Source organism: Bradyrhizobium sp. 44 (assembly GCF_023073095.1).
GTDB lineage: Bacteria > Pseudomonadota > Alphaproteobacteria > Rhizobiales > Xanthobacteraceae > Bradyrhizobium.
The window spans coordinates 695,600-711,312 of record NZ_JADPIY010000008.1; the positions used below are offsets into that span (position 1 = coordinate 695,600).

The 15,713-nt window shown below is 64.0% G+C and carries 14 protein-coding genes and 1 pseudogene; 5 read left to right on the plus strand and 10 right to left on the minus strand.

The window, feature by feature from the left end:
• Positions 1-18 precede the first annotated feature (18 nt).
• The 4 genes from IVB41_RS05350 to IVB41_RS05365 are packed head-to-tail and all read left to right on the plus strand — an operon-like array spanning position 19 to position 3,821.
• Positions 19-978: an ABC transporter permease gene (locus IVB41_RS05350; protein ID WP_007597394.1), complete on the plus strand. Its 960-nt coding sequence runs from the start codon at positions 19-21 to the stop codon at positions 976-978.
• Positions 944-1,861 (plus strand): ABC transporter permease, encoded by a 918-nt coding sequence (locus IVB41_RS05355; RefSeq protein WP_007615333.1) that lies wholly within the window; start codon positions 944-946, stop codon positions 1,859-1,861. Before IVB41_RS05350 ends, IVB41_RS05355 begins: the two co-directional genes overlap by 35 nt.
• A complete protein-coding gene (locus IVB41_RS05360; protein WP_007615332.1) occupies positions 1,861-2,856 on the plus strand; it encodes an ABC transporter ATP-binding protein in 996 nt (331 codons plus the stop codon). Before IVB41_RS05355 ends, IVB41_RS05360 begins: the two co-directional genes overlap by 1 nt.
• Positions 2,853-3,821 (plus strand): ABC transporter ATP-binding protein, encoded by a 969-nt coding sequence (locus IVB41_RS05365; protein WP_027565638.1) that lies wholly within the window; start codon positions 2,853-2,855, stop codon positions 3,819-3,821. Before IVB41_RS05360 ends, IVB41_RS05365 begins: the two co-directional genes overlap by 4 nt.
• A 74-nt stretch (positions 3,822-3,895) precedes the next feature.
• On the opposite strand, the pseudogene IVB41_RS05370 reads toward IVB41_RS05365, so the two are convergent.
• From IVB41_RS05370 to IVB41_RS05380, 3 genes and pseudogenes are all read right to left on the minus strand, one after another.
• Positions 3,896-4,225 (minus strand): annotated as a pseudogene (locus IVB41_RS05370) (HAD family phosphatase); the annotation flags it as partial.
• 66 nt (positions 4,226-4,291) lie between these two features.
• Positions 4,292-6,196, minus strand: coding sequence for a sensor domain-containing diguanylate cyclase (locus IVB41_RS05375; RefSeq protein ID WP_247427586.1), 1,905 nt, complete (start codon positions 6,194-6,196; stop codon positions 4,292-4,294).
• A gap of 169 nt (positions 6,197-6,365) precedes the next feature.
• Positions 6,366-6,587 (minus strand): dodecin, encoded by a 222-nt coding sequence (locus tag IVB41_RS05380; RefSeq protein WP_018453224.1) that lies wholly within the window; start codon positions 6,585-6,587, stop codon positions 6,366-6,368.
• A gap of 297 nt (positions 6,588-6,884) precedes the next feature.
• Between IVB41_RS05380 and IVB41_RS05385 the strand changes: the two genes are divergently transcribed.
• Positions 6,885-7,886 carry a family 16 glycosylhydrolase gene (locus IVB41_RS05385; protein WP_247427589.1) on the plus strand — a complete coding sequence of 334 codons (1,002 nt, stop codon included), beginning with the start codon at positions 6,885-6,887 and terminating at the stop codon, positions 7,884-7,886.
• A gap of 74 nt (positions 7,887-7,960) precedes the next feature.
• Here IVB41_RS05385 and IVB41_RS05390 read toward each other — a convergent pair whose 3' ends face one another.
• The 7 genes from IVB41_RS05390 to IVB41_RS05420 all read right to left on the minus strand — a co-directional run bounded on the left by IVB41_RS05390 (position 7,961) and on the right by IVB41_RS05420 (position 15,713).
• Positions 7,961-8,518: an HNH endonuclease gene (locus tag IVB41_RS05390; RefSeq protein ID WP_247357783.1), complete on the minus strand. Its 558-nt coding sequence runs from the start codon at positions 8,516-8,518 to the stop codon at positions 7,961-7,963.
• A 213-nt stretch (positions 8,519-8,731) separates the two neighbouring features.
• Complete coding sequence (locus tag IVB41_RS05395) at positions 8,732-9,709, minus strand: peptidyl-alpha-hydroxyglycine alpha-amidating lyase family protein (protein ID WP_247357784.1); 978 nt, start codon at positions 9,707-9,709, stop codon at positions 8,732-8,734.
• Positions 9,710-9,844: 135 nt separating this feature from the next.
• Complete coding sequence (locus IVB41_RS05400; protein ID WP_247357785.1) at positions 9,845-11,620, minus strand: NAD(P)/FAD-dependent oxidoreductase; 1,776 nt, start codon at positions 11,618-11,620, stop codon at positions 9,845-9,847.
• A 236-nt stretch (positions 11,621-11,856) separates the two neighbouring features.
• Positions 11,857-12,486 (minus strand): hypothetical protein, encoded by a 630-nt coding sequence (locus IVB41_RS05405; protein WP_247427593.1) that lies wholly within the window; start codon positions 12,484-12,486, stop codon positions 11,857-11,859.
• Positions 12,487-12,498: 12 nt separating this feature from the next.
• Positions 12,499-12,819: a PepSY domain-containing protein gene (locus tag IVB41_RS05410; protein WP_027565631.1), complete on the minus strand. Its 321-nt coding sequence runs from the start codon at positions 12,817-12,819 to the stop codon at positions 12,499-12,501.
• A gap of 178 nt (positions 12,820-12,997) precedes the next feature.
• Complete coding sequence (locus IVB41_RS05415) at positions 12,998-14,506, minus strand: acyl-CoA synthetase (protein WP_247427596.1); 1,509 nt, start codon at positions 14,504-14,506, stop codon at positions 12,998-13,000.
• Positions 14,507-14,528: 22 nt separating this feature from the next.
• The gene (locus tag IVB41_RS05420; protein ID WP_027565629.1) at positions 14,529-15,713 is read right to left on the minus strand and encodes an ABC transporter substrate-binding protein; all 1,185 of its coding nucleotides are present in this window, start codon (positions 15,711-15,713) and stop codon (positions 14,529-14,531) included.

The window sequence follows — 15,713 nt, forward strand, 5'->3', positions numbered from 1 at the left end:
CTAGAGCGGTCCTTCTTCATGAGCCAGTATGTCCTGCGTCGCCTCCTGATCGCGATTCCGAGCCTGCTCGGAATCTCTCTGGTGCTGTTTGTCGTGCTCGCACTCGCCCCGGGCGATCCTTTCTCGGAGCTGGCGACCAATCCGAACGTGCCGCCCGAAGTCGCTCTCGCGCTTCGGGCGAAGTTCGGCCTCGACGATCCGATCTACCTTCGTTACCTGCACTGGCTCAACGCCATGCTGCACGGCGACTGGGGTTTCTCCTTCGTCAGCCGGATGAACGTCGACACGCTCATTCTCCAGCGACTGCCCACGACGCTCTACGTGATCGGCTCGGCGCAGATTCTGGCGCTCCTGATCGCGATCCCGGTCGGGGTCTATGCCGCGACGAAACCTTATTCGCTGTTCGACCAGGTCGCCAACACGCTCGCCTTTGTCGGCTTCTCGCTGCCGACCTTCTTCACCGGCATCCTGTTCATCCTGATCTTCTCGGTCACGCTGGACTGGCTGCCTTTCGTCTACACGACCGACATCAAGGGCACTGGTATTCACTGGGTGCTCGAGATGATCCGTCAGGCGATCATGCCGGTGGCGGTGCTCGGCCTGTTCCAGGCTGCGTCGATGACACGTTTCGTGCGCTCGGCGATGCTCGACGTCATCCGGCTCGACTATGTCACCACCGCGCGCGCCAAGGGCATCGGTCAGCGGCGGGTGATCATCAAGCATGTGATGCGTAACGCGATGATCCCGGTCGTCACGCTGATTGCGTTGCAAATCCCGGCGGTGTTCGGCGGCGCGATCGTCACCGAGCAGATTTTCCGCATCCCCGGCATCGGCTCGCTGCTGATCTCCTCCATCCTTTCCAACGACACGCCGGTGGTGATGGCCGTCACCTTCGTCTTTGCGTGCCTGGTCGTGCTGTTCAATCTCATCGCGGACGTTCTTTATGGCTGGCTTGACCCTCGCATCTCCCTCCGCTGAGCGGCGCGTCTACTCGCCCTGGCGCGAGACGTGGCGGCGCTATAGCCGGCACAAGCTTGCCGTGGTCAGCGCGTTCCTGCTCCTCGTTCTGATCCTGGCGGTGGTGGTCGGCCCCTTCGTCTGGCGGGTCAAGATCGACGACATCGACATCGTGGCGGGCATGCAGGGGCCGTCGCTGGCCCATCCCTTTGGCACCGACGATCTCGGGCAGGATATCCTCGCCCGCATGATCTATGGCGGGCGCATCTCGCTCGCGGTCGGTCTCGCCGCGATGCTGGTCTCGGTCTTTGTCGGCGTGTTGATCGGCGCGCTCGCTGGCATGTCGCGCGGCGCGCTCGGTCATGGGCTGATGTGGCTCACCGATCTCTTTCTGTCGCTGCCGCAATTGCCCCTGCTGCTGCTGCTGATCTATCTCTTCCGCGACGGGCTGAAGGCCGCTTTCGGCCCCGAGGGCGGCATTTTCATCCTGATCGTGCTCGTGATCGGTGGCTTGCGCTGGATGCCCGTCGCCCGGCTCGTTCGGGCGCAGTTCCTGTCGATCCGTGAGAAGGAATTCGTCGAAGCCGCGCGCGCGCTCGGGGCAAGCCCGGTGCGGCAGGTAGTGCGCCATATCCTGCCTAATGCGCTGGGTCCGGTGATCATCGCCGGCACCATCGACGTGGCCGCCGCCATCATCGCGGAATCGACGCTGTCCTTCCTCGGCCTCGGCTTCCCTCCGGATACCCCGACCTGGGGCCGGCTGCTCTATGATGCCAAGGACTTTCTCGACATCGGCCCGCACTGGGCGCTGTTTCCGGGCGGCGCGATCTTCATCGCGGTGGTCGCCATCAACTTCATCGGCGACGGCCTGCGTGACGCGCTCGATGCGCGGCGGGTGATCTGATGGCGCCGCTGCTCGAGATCAAGGGACTGAAAACCCACTTCTCCACCGACGACGGCATCCTCCAGGCCGTCGACGGTGTCGACATCTCCATCAATCGCGGCGAGACGCTCTGCGTCGTCGGCGAATCCGGCTGCGGCAAGACCGTCACCGCGATGTCGATCCTCAAGCTGATCGCGATGCCGCCGGGCCGCATCGCGGCGGGCGAGATCATCTTCGAAGGCCGCGATCTCGTGCCGCTGACGAGCAGTCAGCTCGACGAGATCCGCGCCAAGGAGATCGGCTTCATCTTCCAGGAGCCGATGACCTCGCTCAATCCGGTGCTGACCATCGGCGAGCAGATCGCCGAAAGCCTGCGCCGCCATGAGAACGTCACCAGGAAACAGGCGCTCGAGCGCACCATCGAGATGCTCAAGCTGGTGCAGATTCCCAATGCCGAAGGCCGGGTGCACAACTATCCGCATCAGTTCTCCGGCGGCATGCGCCAGCGCGTGATGATCGCGATGGCGCTCGCCTGCAAGCCGAAGCTGATCATCGCCGACGAGCCCACCACGGCCCTCGACGTCACCATTCAGGCGCAGATCCTCGACCTGCTCCAGGACATGAAGGAACGTTTCGGCATGGCGGTGATGCTGATCACCCATGCCATGGGCGTCGTCGCCGAGACCGCGCAGCGCGTCGTCGTGATGTATGCCGGCAAGGTGGTGGAGGAGGCGTCTGTCGACGAGCTCTTCGGCAATCCCGGCCATCCCTATACCCAGGGACTGATCCGCTCGATCCCGCGCATCGATCTCGCCAGCGAGCACAAGGTGCGGCTGGAGGCGATCGGCGGCTCGGTGCCGATCCTGATCAATCCGCCGGTCGGCTGCCGCTTCGCGCCGCGCTGCCGCCACGCCATGAGCGTCTGCACCGAGAGGGAGCCGCTGCTGCGCGAGATCGCGCCCGGCCACCGCATGGCCTGTCATCTGGGAGATACGCAGTTGGGAGGCGCAGCATGACCGAGCCCTTGCTCCGCGTCAGCGGCCTGAAGAAATATTTTCCCGTGCATGGCGGCCTGTTGTCTCGTCAGGTCGGCAGCGTTTATGCGGTCGACGGGGTCTCGTTCTCGGTCAATCGCGGCGAGACGCTCGGCCTCGTCGGCGAATCCGGCTGCGGGAAGTCGACGACGGGACGCTGCGTGCTGCGCCTGATCGAGCCGACCGACGGCGAGGTCGTGTTCGACGGCCAGGATGTCGGCCAGCTCGGCGGCACCGATTTGCGCGCGATGCGGCGGAACATGCAGCTCGTGTTCCAGGATCCGTTCGCCTCCCTCAATCCGCGCATGACGGTCGGCGCCATCCTCGGCGAGGCGCTCGTCATCCACAAGCTCGGCTCATCGGCCAAGGAGCGCGAGGATCGCGTTGCGAGCCTGCTGGTGAAGGTCGGTCTCAAGGCCGAGCACATGCGCCGCTATCCGCATGAGTTTTCCGGCGGCCAGCGCCAGCGCATCGTGATCGCGCGCGCGCTCGCGGTCGAGCCGAAACTGATCGTCTGCGACGAACCGGTGTCCGCGCTCGATGTCTCGATCCAGGCGCAAGTCATCAACTTGCTGGAAGATCTCCAGGCTGAATTGAACCTCACCTATCTCTTCGTCGCGCACGATTTGTCGGTGGTCGAGCACATCTCCGACCGCGTCGCGGTGATGTATCTTGGCCGTATCGTCGAGCTCGCCAAGGCCAGCGACCTCTACCGCAATCCGCAGCATCCCTACACGAGGGCGCTGTTGTCAGCGGTGCCGGTGCCCGATCCCAAGCTCAAGCGCGAGCGCATCCGCCTCAAGGGCGACGTTCCGAGCCCGATGAAGCCGCCGTCGGGGTGCCACTTCCACACCCGCTGTCCTATCGCACAGCCGCGTTGCGCGGAAAGCGCACCGGAGCTGAAGGAGGGAGCGGGCGGGCACTTTGTGGCGTGCCATCTCGCCTGACGCCGGGAAAAGCGGAGCGCGCATTCAAGCGTGAAGCAGGCCGTGCTCCGACAGGGCCTGCTTGAAAGCCTCAAACGCAAGCTGCCGGCAATCTCCAGCATCGCAAGATCGGCCTGCATTGAACGGCGTCGCGCCTCGATCCACTCGTCCAGTGACAGCGGATAGCCGATGCGCTCGCCGAAACCCCGCAAATAGTCCGCGGCGTCGAGAGTGCCGGAATCGCCGAGCAGCTCGAAGCCGCTGTCCCAGATCGCCTTGTGGACGGATTCGTTCGTGGTCCCCGCAAGCTTCGCCAGCCATGCGACACGCTTTGCCCTGTCGTAGTCGCAGAGGACATTGTCCATGTCGAAGAGGACGAGTTTGATTCTACCAGTCACAGCGGCACTCTCGGATTGGCCGAACATCCGGCCGTGCTCCAAGTCATAACGCGCTGGGGCGCAGGCGACAAATCCGGCGCAACGGTCGATCCGTCACGCGCTCCTGGCGGGCCAGGGAACGACCTGTCCCGACATCACCAGCCGGTCACGGCCGTTGTCCTTGGCGGCGTAGAGCGCGCGGTCGGCGGCGGCGACCAGCGTGCTGCAGTCCGCCGTGGTTTGGGATGGCAGACTCGTCGCGCCGCCAACGCTTGCGGTCACCAGGCGCGAGGGGGGACTTTGCGCATGCAGCATGGCGAGATCGTGCAGCGCCTTGCGAATCCCATCGCCGACCTCGGCGCAGCCCTCGGGACCGGTGTTCGGCAACAGCACGGCGAATTCTTCGCCACCGTAGCGCGCCGCGAGGTCGGCCGGGCGCTTGGTGTGGGCTGACAGGATCCGGCCCAGCGCGCGCAGGCATCCGTCGCCCGCCAGATGGCCGTAATGATCGTTGAACTTCTTGAAATGATCGACATCGATCAGCAGGAGCGAGAGCTGCGTGCCGTCGCGCCTGGCGCGCGCCCATTCGTCCGCGAGACGCTCGTCGAATGTGCGCCGGTTGGCGAGGCCGGTAAGGCCGTCGGTCGTTGCGAGCGAGGCGAGCTTGTCCTGAAGATCCTTCTGCTCCGTCATGTCGCGCACCACCGCGACGACGCCGTCGATCTCGCCGCTGTCCGACGCCAGGGTCACGTGCAACGCCGCCTCCGCCCAGATCTCGCCCTTGTCGCGGTGACGCTGGCGATAGACGAACCGCGCCTCCTCGGCCTCGCCATTCCTCAGCGCGGCGATAGCCTGCTCGACCCGCTCCATGTCGTCGGCGTGAATGCCGGCCAGGGCCGAGGTGGACAGCAGTTCGTCGGACGACCAGCCGGTGATGCGTACGCACGAGGGGGAAACGTAGAGCAGCCGGTTGTCCAGCCCGATCCGGGTCACCATGTCGCTGGATTGCTCGGCTAACAGACGGAAGTTTGCTTCGTTGACGACGAGGGCCTGGGCCATGCGCTGCCGCTGTACGAGCTGACGGACCAGGTAGAAGCCGATCACCGCGATCAGCAGCACGAGGCCGAGGACGAAGGTGGTGCGCGCTGCCGCGGCTTGCCGCCAGGGCGCCAGCACGTCGTCCCGCGACTTGCTCGCCAGCACCATCAGGGGATAGCGGCTGCTGCGTTGGTAGTAGCTAAGCCGCTGGACCCCATCGAGCGGCGACTTGAAATAGTAGACTGCTGCGGCGGGACGACTTTCCCATCCCTTGAACAAGGGCGCGTTGGACAGGTCGCGTCCGACAAAGGCGCCGCTGTCGTCGCGGCTGCGCGCCAGCATGATACCGCTATCGCTGAGCAGCGACGTCGAGCCGTTCGGACCGATGTCAAACCGCTCGTAGAACTTGACGAAATAGCTGACGTCGATCGTGAGCAGGGCAACGCCGGCGAAGCCGCCGTCGGCATCGTTGATCCGGCGGGACGCGGTGACGACCCATTGGCCGCCGGCTCGACTCTTCACGGGCGCTCCGATCAACGTGCCCATCTCGGGCGAGTCGCGATGACGCTGGAAGTATCCGCGGTCGCTGTTGTTGAGCTTGGAGAAGTCGAGCCGCTCGGTCGTGGCAAGCCACTGCCCGGTCGCGTCATAAACGAAGATGCCGCGGATGCGGTCTGACGATTTCCGTGTCGGCAGATAGGCCTGAAGCTTGGTAATCGTGTCCGGACCCGTGCCGTCGATTTCGAGCCGATGGACCAGCCCGACGAGGATCGTATCAACGAGTTCGAAGGTGTCGTCCGCGTGCTGGATCAGCGAATGCGCCAGATTGGCGACGTCGATCTCGGCGTTCTTGAGATCTGCATCGCGTGTTTCCCATTCACGCCAGGCGCTCAAGCCGAGGATGGCGAAGCAGGTCAAGATGACGAAACCCGCTGCCCAGAGCGGAAGGCGAGTCTTTCCGAGTTCGCGACCCGTGGTCATCAGGCTTGCTCCATTTCGGCGCAAACCTCTCACTTTGGCCTTAACGGCCTGTTGCAACATCCGCGCGGATTGTGCGCTTCCGGTTGGAACAATCCTCGGCAATGGACGGAGCTATTGTCGAGCTAACCAGGCTGGCGTCGGGCGTCGGCTTCGCCCGGCGTTTTCTGCCTTACTCATCCAGCGTGAAGCCGACCCGCAGCGTCACCTGGTAGTGGCGCACGGCACCATTCTCGATATGGCCGCGCGTTTGCACAACCTCGAACCATTTCATCTCGCGAACGGTCTTTGCGGCCCGGCTGACCGCGTTCTTGATCGCATCCTCGATCGAAGTCTCGGACGATCCGACCAGTTCCAGGATCTTGTAGACGTGATCCGTCTCGCTTGTGGCCATCACTATTCTCCCCTTGTGCTGTGGCGGGGCCGGATATGTCTGTCGCGGACAACTGGCGTCCGCGCGACATCCGGCCTCGACTCTGAACGGATGCCGGCGCTTCGAGTTCCGTCCCCGAGGGAGACCCGCCGGTCGCCTGCCGCGCGCGGTGCTCCATTTTTTATAAGTGCACGAAAATCCGGATGGCGTGGGCGGGTGGCGCTCCCGAATTGGCGCGCGGTCGCGGGCCCGCTCTTGCCCGTCCCGATATGGGCGAGCTAACTTCCGCCCTTCCTCTGGCATCTTCGAAGAGCGGTGATGATCGCGCGTTGGACGAGGGGCGCTCTTGCTGCGATCGGTCTCTGCGTAGTGCCTGCGCCGGCCATCGCGCAGGACGATCTCGACGGTGCCCCGGTGAGCATGTCGCTGCAGGTCACGACCGATCCCTCCACCATCGAGTGCCGTCGGCTGGAGGAGGTCAATCCGGCCTCGCTGGTCTTCTTGCCGCTACGCCGGACCTTCAATGAGGATTTTGACGAGCATCCGCTGGCGAACGGACGCTGGGTGCCGCATTACGCTGGCGGTGCGGCCTGGCCGGAGGCGCGCTATTGGGGCGGCGACGGCTCCGAGTTCAAGCGCAAGACCAGCGCCAATGGCGAGCAACAGATCTATGTCGATCCGCGCTACGCCGGGCGCGCGGCGGCGCCGCTCGGGCTCGATCCCTTCAAGGTCAAGGACGGCGTGCTGTCGATCGTCGCCAGCCGCACGCCGCCGGGCTTGAAGCCGGTGCTGTTCGACAACGAGTACATCTCCGGGATACTGACGACCCAGGGCACGTTCGCGCAGAAGCACGGCTATTTCGAGATCCGCGCCAAGGTGCCGGTCGGACATGCGGTATGGCCGGCGTTCTGGATGCTGGCGGATGACGGCGGCTGGCCGCCGGAGGTCGACGTGCTGGAAGGCCGCGGCGAAAAGCCGGGTGATCTCGTGATGACGACGCATTGGCGGATTCCCTCGACCCAGAAGATCCAGTCCTGCGGCTTCGACTTCGCGGTCGGCGACGCGTCGAGCGCATTCCACACTTACGGCGTGCTGTGGGAGGAGGATCGCCTGGTCTATTTCATCGATCGCAGGCCGGTGTCCGACATCAAGGTGCCGATCGGTTTCGACGATCCCATGTACATGATCGTCAATCTCGCGATCGGATCGAAATTCTTTCTCGGCGTCGGTCCGGTCGACGCGGAGTCGCCGCCTACCGTCGCATTCGAGATCGACCGGATTTCTGTCTATCAGGTCGATCTGGAGCAGGCGCGCAGATAGCGAAGCTCGCTGATCTCTCCCGGCGTTGAGCGGCGCGAGTCAACGATGGACTGCCGAGGGCCTGCACGCCGACGCTACGGATCCAGCTCCGTATCCCAGTAGAGATAATCCAGCCAGCTGTCGTGCAGATAGTTCGGTGGGAACAGCCGGCCGTTACGGTGGAGCTGGTGCACGGTCGGCGCGAACGCGTGCTGGCGTGGAAACATCCTGGCCTGCACCGGCGTCAGATTGCCCTTGCGCAGATTGCAGGGCGAGCACGCCGCAACCACATTCTCCCAGGTGGTCTGGCCGCCTTTGCTGCGCGGGATGATGTGGTCGAAGGTGAGGTCTTCGGGCGAGCCGCAATATTGGCAGGCGAAACGATCGCGCAGGAAGACGTTGAATCGGGTGAAGGCAGGGTGGGTGGTCGGCTTGACGAAGGATTTGAGCGAGACCACGCTCGGTAGCTGCATTTGCAGCGTGGGGCTATGGACCGCCTGATCGTAATGCGCGACGATGTTGACGCGGTCGAGGAATACCGCCTTGATCGCGTCCTGCCACGACCACAAAGACAGTGGGTAGTAACTCAGCGGCCGGAAGTCCGCATTCAGCACCAACACCGGCCAATGGCCTTGCGAGACATGTGCGTTCAAGTAACGCTCCTGGCCTCCAATGTACGCTGCGAAGCAGCACGTAACTGACATACTACATGCAGCGTGACGGGATTGTGAAGCCCGTTGAGCGACTTATTCCGGCGCAAGCAACGCGGCCGGGGGGTGGCAAAGCGCGAAAAACGCCGTGATTCCAGGTCCGAGGCCGCGGAGGCAGCGTCGTCCTGACAGCGCGATGTGGATGTGCCGAGGCAGCTACTCCCGCACCCGCTCCAGCTTCTGCAAACATCGCGTCGCGCGCACCGCGGCCGGCATCTCCTCATCCGGAAAGCTGGTCTTCCAGTCGGTGACGCCGACCTCGCCGACATAGATGTCGCCCCTGGAATCCAGTGCAACGCCGTGCGGTGCCAGGAATTTTCCGCTCGCAACGCCCGGGCCTGCCTCGCCGCCGAGCCGCGCGATGCGGTTGCCCTTGGCGTCCACGATCGACAACCGCGGGCCGAGATTGGGTACCTTGCGGTTGACCGCCAGGCCAGGGCCGAGTTCCCCGATAACGAAGGTCGGGCTCTTAGCCCCACCGCAAAGGCATAGCGCACAAGGGCGGTGCAGATTGTTCCACTGCGTCTCGTACTTGCCGTTGCCGTCGAACACCTGAACGCGATGGTTCTCGCGGTCGGCGACATAGACAAAGCCGTCCGCATCGGTGGCGATGTTGTGCACGATGTTGAACTGGCCGGGGTCGGTGCCGGGCTCGCCCCAGCTTGTCATCAGCTTGCCGCCGGGCGTGAACTTGTGCACGCGCGCATTGCCATAGCCGTCGGAGACGTAGATTTCGCCCTTCGGCGACAGCGCGGTGTGGGTACAGCGGTGAAAGGGATCGCCGCTCATGAACGGCGACGGTTTCTCGGGAATGCCGATCGTCAGCAGCACCTTGCCGTCTGTGCTGCACTTGCGCACGGTGTGGTCGCCGTCATCGGTGCAATAGAGATTGTCGTCGGCATCGATGTGCAGGCCATGGGCGCGCGAGAACAGGCCTTCGCCCCAACTGCGCAAGAAATTGCCCTCGCGGTCCAGCACCACCATCGGATGGGCCCCGCGGTTGAAGACGTAGACGCGGTCCTTGCTGTCGACGGCGACCGAAGCGACGTCGGTGAGCTGCCATCCGTCCGGCAGCTTTGCGAAATTTTCAACGACGCGGTAGCGGTGCTCGCCGGTGCCGAGAATGGCTGGCATGGGTGTTCTCCTCTTATTGGTGTCGGCGATGCGCGATCGTTTCCACACTGTCATTGCGAGCGCAGCGAAGCAATCCAGACTGTGTCCGCGGAAAGACACTGGATTGCTTCGCTGCGCTCGCAATGACGAGGAGGCTCAAATTGCGCCCGCCTCACGCCCCAAAATCCCTTCCTCGATCGCCTTGATCTGGAGCGCGAGATATTTCGAGTTGATCCGGCATTGCGCGAGGCTGCCGGCGATGAACCAGAGGCCGGGCTGCCTGGTGCGTGCATACATGTTGCGCAGCTCGAGGCCGTCGCCAAAGCCCCAGATAGGGCCGACCCGGTCGACGACGCCGTCGCCGAACAGTTTCCGCACCAGATATTCCTGCGTCTTGTAGCCGGTCGAGAGCACGATCAGATCGGCGGCAATAGTCGCGCCGTCCTTCATCCGGGCGCCCTCGGCGACGAAGCTCTCGATCTCGGAAAACTGCCTGAGCTTGATCGCGCCTTCGACGATGAGGTTGGAGCAGCCGACGTTGAAATAATAGCCGCCCCCACGGGTGAGATATTTGAACTGCCAGCCGGTGCCGGCCTCGCCGAAATCGAGCTTGAAGCCGACGCGCCGCAAGCCGTCGAGCAGCTCCTTGTCGAGCTGCTTCGACTGCTCCGTCAGCATCACATGGGTCTTCTTCGCAATCGGTGTCGGCATCGAGGTCGCGATCAGATCGTTGTCCTCGAGCGTGCCCTCATTGTAGGTCGCATAAGCGAGTTGGGCCGACGGCTCGATATTGGTGACGAGCGTAGGTGAACGCTGCACCAGCGTCACTTCGGCGCCGCTGGAGTGAAGATCCTGCGCGATGTCGTGACCGCTGTTGCCGGTGCCGATGACGATGGCGCGCTTGCCGGTCCAGTGTTCGCCGTCCTCGTAGCGGCTCGAATGCAGCAGCGTGCCCTTGAAGTTGTCGAGTGTCGGGATGAAAGGCACATTGGCGATGCCGCTGACACCGGTTGCCATCACCACATGGCGCGGGTGCATGGTCCGTTTGCCACCGTCAGCACGTCGCAACGTGACGGTCCAATTGCCCTTGGCATCGTCATAGGCGCCCCCTTCGAATTCGGTGTCGGTCCAGAAGTTGAGCTCCATCGCCTCGACATAAGCTTCGAACCAGTTGGCGAGCTTGTCCTTGGGAATATAGGTCGGCCAGCTCGGAGGAAACGGCATGTAGGGCAAATGATTGACCTGCACCTGGTTGTGCAGGGTCAGCGCGTGGTAGCGCTTGCGCCAATTGTCCCCGATCCGTGCCTCGCGATCGACGATCAGGCTGTCGATCTTCAACTGCTTCAGCCGCGCCGCAATCGCGAGTCCGGCCTGGCCGCCGCCGACCACCAGCACGGTAGGATCGCGAGCGGCGTAGTCGCGCGAGGCGTTGCGCAGGTCGAGCCAGTTCGGTCCACGGAAGTCGCGCGAATAGGCCTGGCCGCGCGGCCGCGAGGTGCCGAGCTGCTCCTCGAAGCCCTTGAGCTCGTCGAGCGCGGTAAGGAGCGTCCACGCTTTCAGGCGGTCGCCGTCGGCGGCGTCGGGCACAAGCCTGACGATGCCGCTGCCGCGTCCCAATGCGGTTTCGAAATTGAAGATCGCCTCGATCGTGTTGGTCCCGGCACGCGTGACCCAGCGCGGCGGCGCCCGGTTCGGCGCGATCTTGAAGCTGCCCGGCGCGACCCGTGCGGCGAGCGTTGTCAGCTCCCGCTTGATCGAATCGCCGCCGGCGATCGTTTGCAGGTTCCAGCTGAGTGCCAGCGCGTCGCGCCAATAGCTGTCGGCGAGGAAAAGACGATCCAGCCCAGCGCCATCGGGTGCGCCAAGCGTGCGCTCAAATTCGTCGAGCCAGGCCTGCGCGGATGCGGCAATATCCTTGGTCCTGTCCAGCATGCGCGACCTCGTGCCGTCTTCGCGGCGTTTCCTCTAGGGTCGAAAGCTATACTGGAAGGAGGGGTATCGAAAGCGCTTTACCCGAGCAGCGAAAGCATGTGGCCCTGCTCAGGCGGAATACGCCGGTGAGCGCTGCGAGATGCCCGCCGCACGCTCGCGGAACGAGAGAGGTGTATGACGAAAAAGGCTCCACCTGAGTGGAGCCTCCTCGTGCTGTCGTTTTGGTTCGCGGATCCTTATCTGCCCCGCATCCCATTGCCGTACAACTCGCGCTCACGGCCGACATCGTCAGGCGACAGCGGCGGGCTTGCGGCATCGAAGCCGTTCCAGCCGGATTTTTGCCAGGCGGTGCTCCGTTCCTGCAGGTTCACGGCCTTTTCGTGCAGAAGAGCATCGAGCCGTGAGCGGTCCTGGTCGGGGACCCGCGCCGATACCAGCGTTCCGCCACGACGGACGCCCTCCGCGTAGCGCGACGCATCGTCCTTGGAGACGCCGGCTTCGGTCAGCGCGCCGACGATGCCGCCCGTCGCGGCGCCGGCCGCGGCACCAACTGCGGTCGAAGCCAGCCATCCGGCGGCAACCACCGGTCCGAGTCCCGGAATGGCCAGCAAGCCGAGTCCTGCAAGCAGGCCCGCCGCGCTTCCGAGGCCCGCGCCGATGCCGGCACCCGTGCCGGCGCCTTCGGCGCGATCGTCGACGCCGTCGCGATCGCGGTCGACCTTGCCGGTGGATGAGCCGTACCAATTATCGGAATTGTTCGCGACGATGCTGATGTCGGAGTGCTGCACGCCCGCGGCCTCCAGGCGGCTGACCGCACGTTCCGCATCCGAATAGGTGTCATAGAGTCGAGAAATGGTGGTGGTCATGTTTTATCCTCCTTACTTGGCGGGGTTCACGTTGCCTTGGAAATCGACGCTCACGTCCGCCTTGGTCCCGGCCTTGTCGGCCTTGCCGCGCCAGACGCCGTTGTCGTCCTTTTGCAGGCCGGAAACATTGGAATAGCCCGCGCCCTCGATCTTCGACTTCGCCTGGCCCTCGGTGAAGCTGTTGCGGCCTGCGACCGGTGCGTTGGAGTTGTTGTGATCAGAGCTGTTGACCGCATTGTTGCCCGGGCCGCTTTGTGCCTTTTGCGACTGCGCGCTTACGGGTACCGATCCGAGCAGCAGGAGAGCCGCAGCGAGCGAAATTAGACGTGACATAGTTTATCCTCCGGCAGTGATTGTGCCGGTCGATAACAGACGAGATTCGAATTGGTTGCTCTTCCATTTTGCGACGGAAGCGCGCGTCTTCAAATTGCTCGATATTGAAGAGGCCCAGGAACGATTGCCACTCGTTCCCGTTAATACGGTCTCGCACTCTCGGACGCGTCGCCTGTTTTCACGTCGCCCAATAGGGCTCCCGCAGCTTGCGCTTGAAAATCTTTCCCGTTGCCTCGCGCGGCAGCGCGTCGCGGAATTCGACGTCCTTCGGCACCTTGAAATTGGCAAGCCGCTCGCGCAGGAACGATCGGACAGCGTCGGCCGAGAGCCCGGCATCCGATTCAGGCTCGACAAAGGCGCACAGCTGTTCGCCGAATTCCGCGTCGGGTATGCCGAACACGGCACAGTCGCGCACGCCGGGCATTCCGATCAGCGCGTTCTCGATCTCGGCGGGATAGATGTTGACGCCGCCGGAGATCACCATGTCGCGCTTGCGGTCGCACAGGAACAGATAGCCGTCCTCGTCGAGGTAACCGACGTCGCCGACGCTGACGAGACCGTCGCGGCCGGCCTCGGCCCTTGCCTGCGTCCTGCCGTGATAGTCGAAATCGGGCACTGCCGTCTGGCGCATGTAGATTTCGCCGACTTCGTTGGCACCGCACGGGCTGCCGTCATCGCGGAAGATCCTGACGATGCCGCCTTCGATGGCGCGGCCGACCGTGCCGGGCTTTTTCAAGGCTTCCTCGGCCGAGTGCCAGACCGGGATCCCGGTCTCCGTGGAACCGAAATATTCGTTGATGACGGGTCCCCACCAGTTGATCATGGCGCGCTTGACGTCTGGCGGGCAGGGCGCGGCGCCGTGCACGACGAAACGCAGCGACGACAGGTCGTAACGCTGCCTGACCGCTTCGGGCGACCGCAGCAGCCGGACGAACATGGTCGGTACCATGTGAATGTGCGTGACGCGGTGGCGCTCGATCAGCGCCAGCAGCTCCTCGGCATCGAACCGCGCCTGGAGGATGATGGTGCAAGCGCTGCGGAACGCCAGCATGCCGTAGGAATGCGGCGCCGAGTGATACATCGGCCCGTTGATCAGCACGATTTGGTCTTCCCGCGGCTTGATGCCATAGGCGATCCCGCCCACGCGTTCCGAGGCGGCCGCCTGTTCGGGCTGCATCGGCATGCGCCGCACACCCTTCGGCATGCCCGTAGTCCCCGACGTGTAGATCATCGCTGCCGCCCGGCGCGGTGGCTCCTGCGCTTGCGGATGGTCGTCGCGCCAGCGGTCCCAATCGGTCAGTCCCACAGGGATCTCGGTCAGCTCCCGAGGGATCGAGAAGGTCGCCGCGAGTTCGGGCGGCGTCGCGACGACCAGGAGAAGGACATCCGCCGGTATGCCGTCGCGGATCTGCGGCAGCAAATCGGCATGACAGACGAGGATCTTCGCCCCGCTGTCGGCCAGGATGTAACGGACCTCCTCGGCTTTCAGATGCCAGTTGATCGGCACCACCGGACTGCCCAGCGCGGCGGAAGCGGCAACCACCTCGAACAGGGCGAAATCGTTGCGCAGCATCATCGCGACCGGCGCTGCCTCCGCAAGCCCCAGGGCACGGAAGCCGCTCATCACCCGCTTGATCCGGGCCCGGATGTCGTCATAGCTGATCTGGCGTTCGCCGCTGATGATCATGGCGTCTCCTCATTCCGCTCGTCTAGCGATCATCCAGCACGTCGCCGAAGCCGACCCAGCTCTTGCCGTTGAAACGCCGGAGCTGAAGCTGCTGGAACGGCAGATAGTCGTCGGGGCCGGTCGCAACAGCCATTCCCGGCAGCAGCAGCGGCAGCTTCACATCCTTCAGCGAGGCCGCCTGGCGCATGATGTTGTCGCGGCTGACATCGTCCTTGCACGCCTTCAGCACGGTCATCAGCAGCGTGGCATAGTGATAGCCCGCGGCGTAGTTGGAGTTGGAGAGGTCCGCGGTCGGCATGTAGCGCTTCATGAAGGCGAAGTATTCCTTTACGCCGGGATCGTCGGCCCATTGCGGGTCCATCGTGTCCTTCTGGTTGCTCGACGAGATCAGACCGACCGCGTTGTCGAGCCCTGCCGGTTCCAGGAAAGAGATCGACGACGCCGAGGTCGGCACGAAGAACAGCTCCGGCTTCCAGCCGATCTCGGCCACGCCCTTGACCATCTGCGAGGTGAACTTGCCGAGCACGACGCCGAACAGCACGTTGGCGCCGGAGGCCTTCAAGGTCGAGAGCTGCGAGCTGATCGTCGGCGCGCTGGTCTCGTAGCTCGCTTCCGCGATGATCATGCTTGCGGCCTTGGGCCCGAGCGCGCGCTTGAACCCCGCGACATAGTCGCGGCCGAAATCGTCGTTCTGCGACAGGATCGCGATCCTGGCGTCGGGCTTGGCCTGCAAAATGTATTTGGCATAGACCACGCCCTCGGATTCGTAGGCCGCCATGCCCGGCATGGTCCACGGGTTCTTCTGCGGATCGGCCCATTTGGTGGCGCCGGAGAGCACGAACAGCTGCGGCACTTTCTTGGCGTTGAGATAGCGCTGCACGGCGCTGTTGGTGGCGGTGCCGAGCGAGCCGAACATCATCAGCACCTCCTCTTGCTCCACCAGCTTGCGGGTCTGCTCAACGGTCTTTGGCGGCGAATAGGCGTCGTCCAGCGTGATGAACTTGATCTTGCGGCCGTTGATGCCGCCTTCGGCATTGACCTTCTCGAAGAACGCTTCCTGCGTCCGTCCGATCGCGCCGAAGCCAGAGGCCGGACCGCTGTAGGGCAGGGTCTGCCCGATGCGAATCTCGTCGCTGCCTTCGGCATGGGCACTGCCGCCGGCGAGCGTCAGCAACGACATGCCGATCAGTGCGGCTGCCAGCTTCAT

Bases quoted from the DNA above. Each gene is read 5' to 3' on its own strand.
- IVB41_RS05350 (WP_007597394.1), top strand. From the start codon at position 19: ATGAGCCAGTATGTCCTGCGTCGCCTCCTGATCGCGATTCCGAGCCTG.
- IVB41_RS05355 (WP_007615333.1), top strand. From the start codon at position 944: ATGGCTGGCTTGACCCTCGCATCTCCCTCCGCTGAGCGGCGCGTCTAC.
- IVB41_RS05360 (WP_007615332.1), top strand. From the start codon at position 1,861: ATGGCGCCGCTGCTCGAGATCAAGGGACTGAAAACCCACTTCTCCACC.
- IVB41_RS05365 (WP_027565638.1), top strand. From the start codon at position 2,853: ATGACCGAGCCCTTGCTCCGCGTCAGCGGCCTGAAGAAATATTTTCCC.
- IVB41_RS05375 (WP_247427586.1), bottom strand. From the start codon at position 6,196: ATGACCACGGGTCGCGAACTCGGAAAGACTCGCCTTCCGCTCTGGGCA.
- IVB41_RS05380 (WP_018453224.1), bottom strand. From the start codon at position 6,587: ATGGCCACAAGCGAGACGGATCACGTCTACAAGATCCTGGAACTGGTC.
- IVB41_RS05385 (WP_247427589.1), top strand. From the start codon at position 6,885: ATGATCGCGCGTTGGACGAGGGGCGCTCTTGCTGCGATCGGTCTCTGC.
- IVB41_RS05395 (WP_247357784.1), bottom strand. From the start codon at position 9,709: ATGCCAGCCATTCTCGGCACCGGCGAGCACCGCTACCGCGTCGTTGAA.
- IVB41_RS05400 (WP_247357785.1), bottom strand. From the start codon at position 11,620: ATGCTGGACAGGACCAAGGATATTGCCGCATCCGCGCAGGCCTGGCTC.
- IVB41_RS05405 (WP_247427593.1), bottom strand. From the start codon at position 12,486: ATGACCACCACCATTTCTCGACTCTATGACACCTATTCGGATGCGGAA.
- IVB41_RS05410 (WP_027565631.1), bottom strand. From the start codon at position 12,819: ATGTCACGTCTAATTTCGCTCGCTGCGGCTCTCCTGCTGCTCGGATCG.
- IVB41_RS05415 (WP_247427596.1), bottom strand. From the start codon at position 14,506: ATGATCATCAGCGGCGAACGCCAGATCAGCTATGACGACATCCGGGCC.
- IVB41_RS05420 (WP_027565629.1), bottom strand. From the start codon at position 15,713: ATGAAGCTGGCAGCCGCACTGATCGGCATGTCGTTGCTGACGCTCGCC.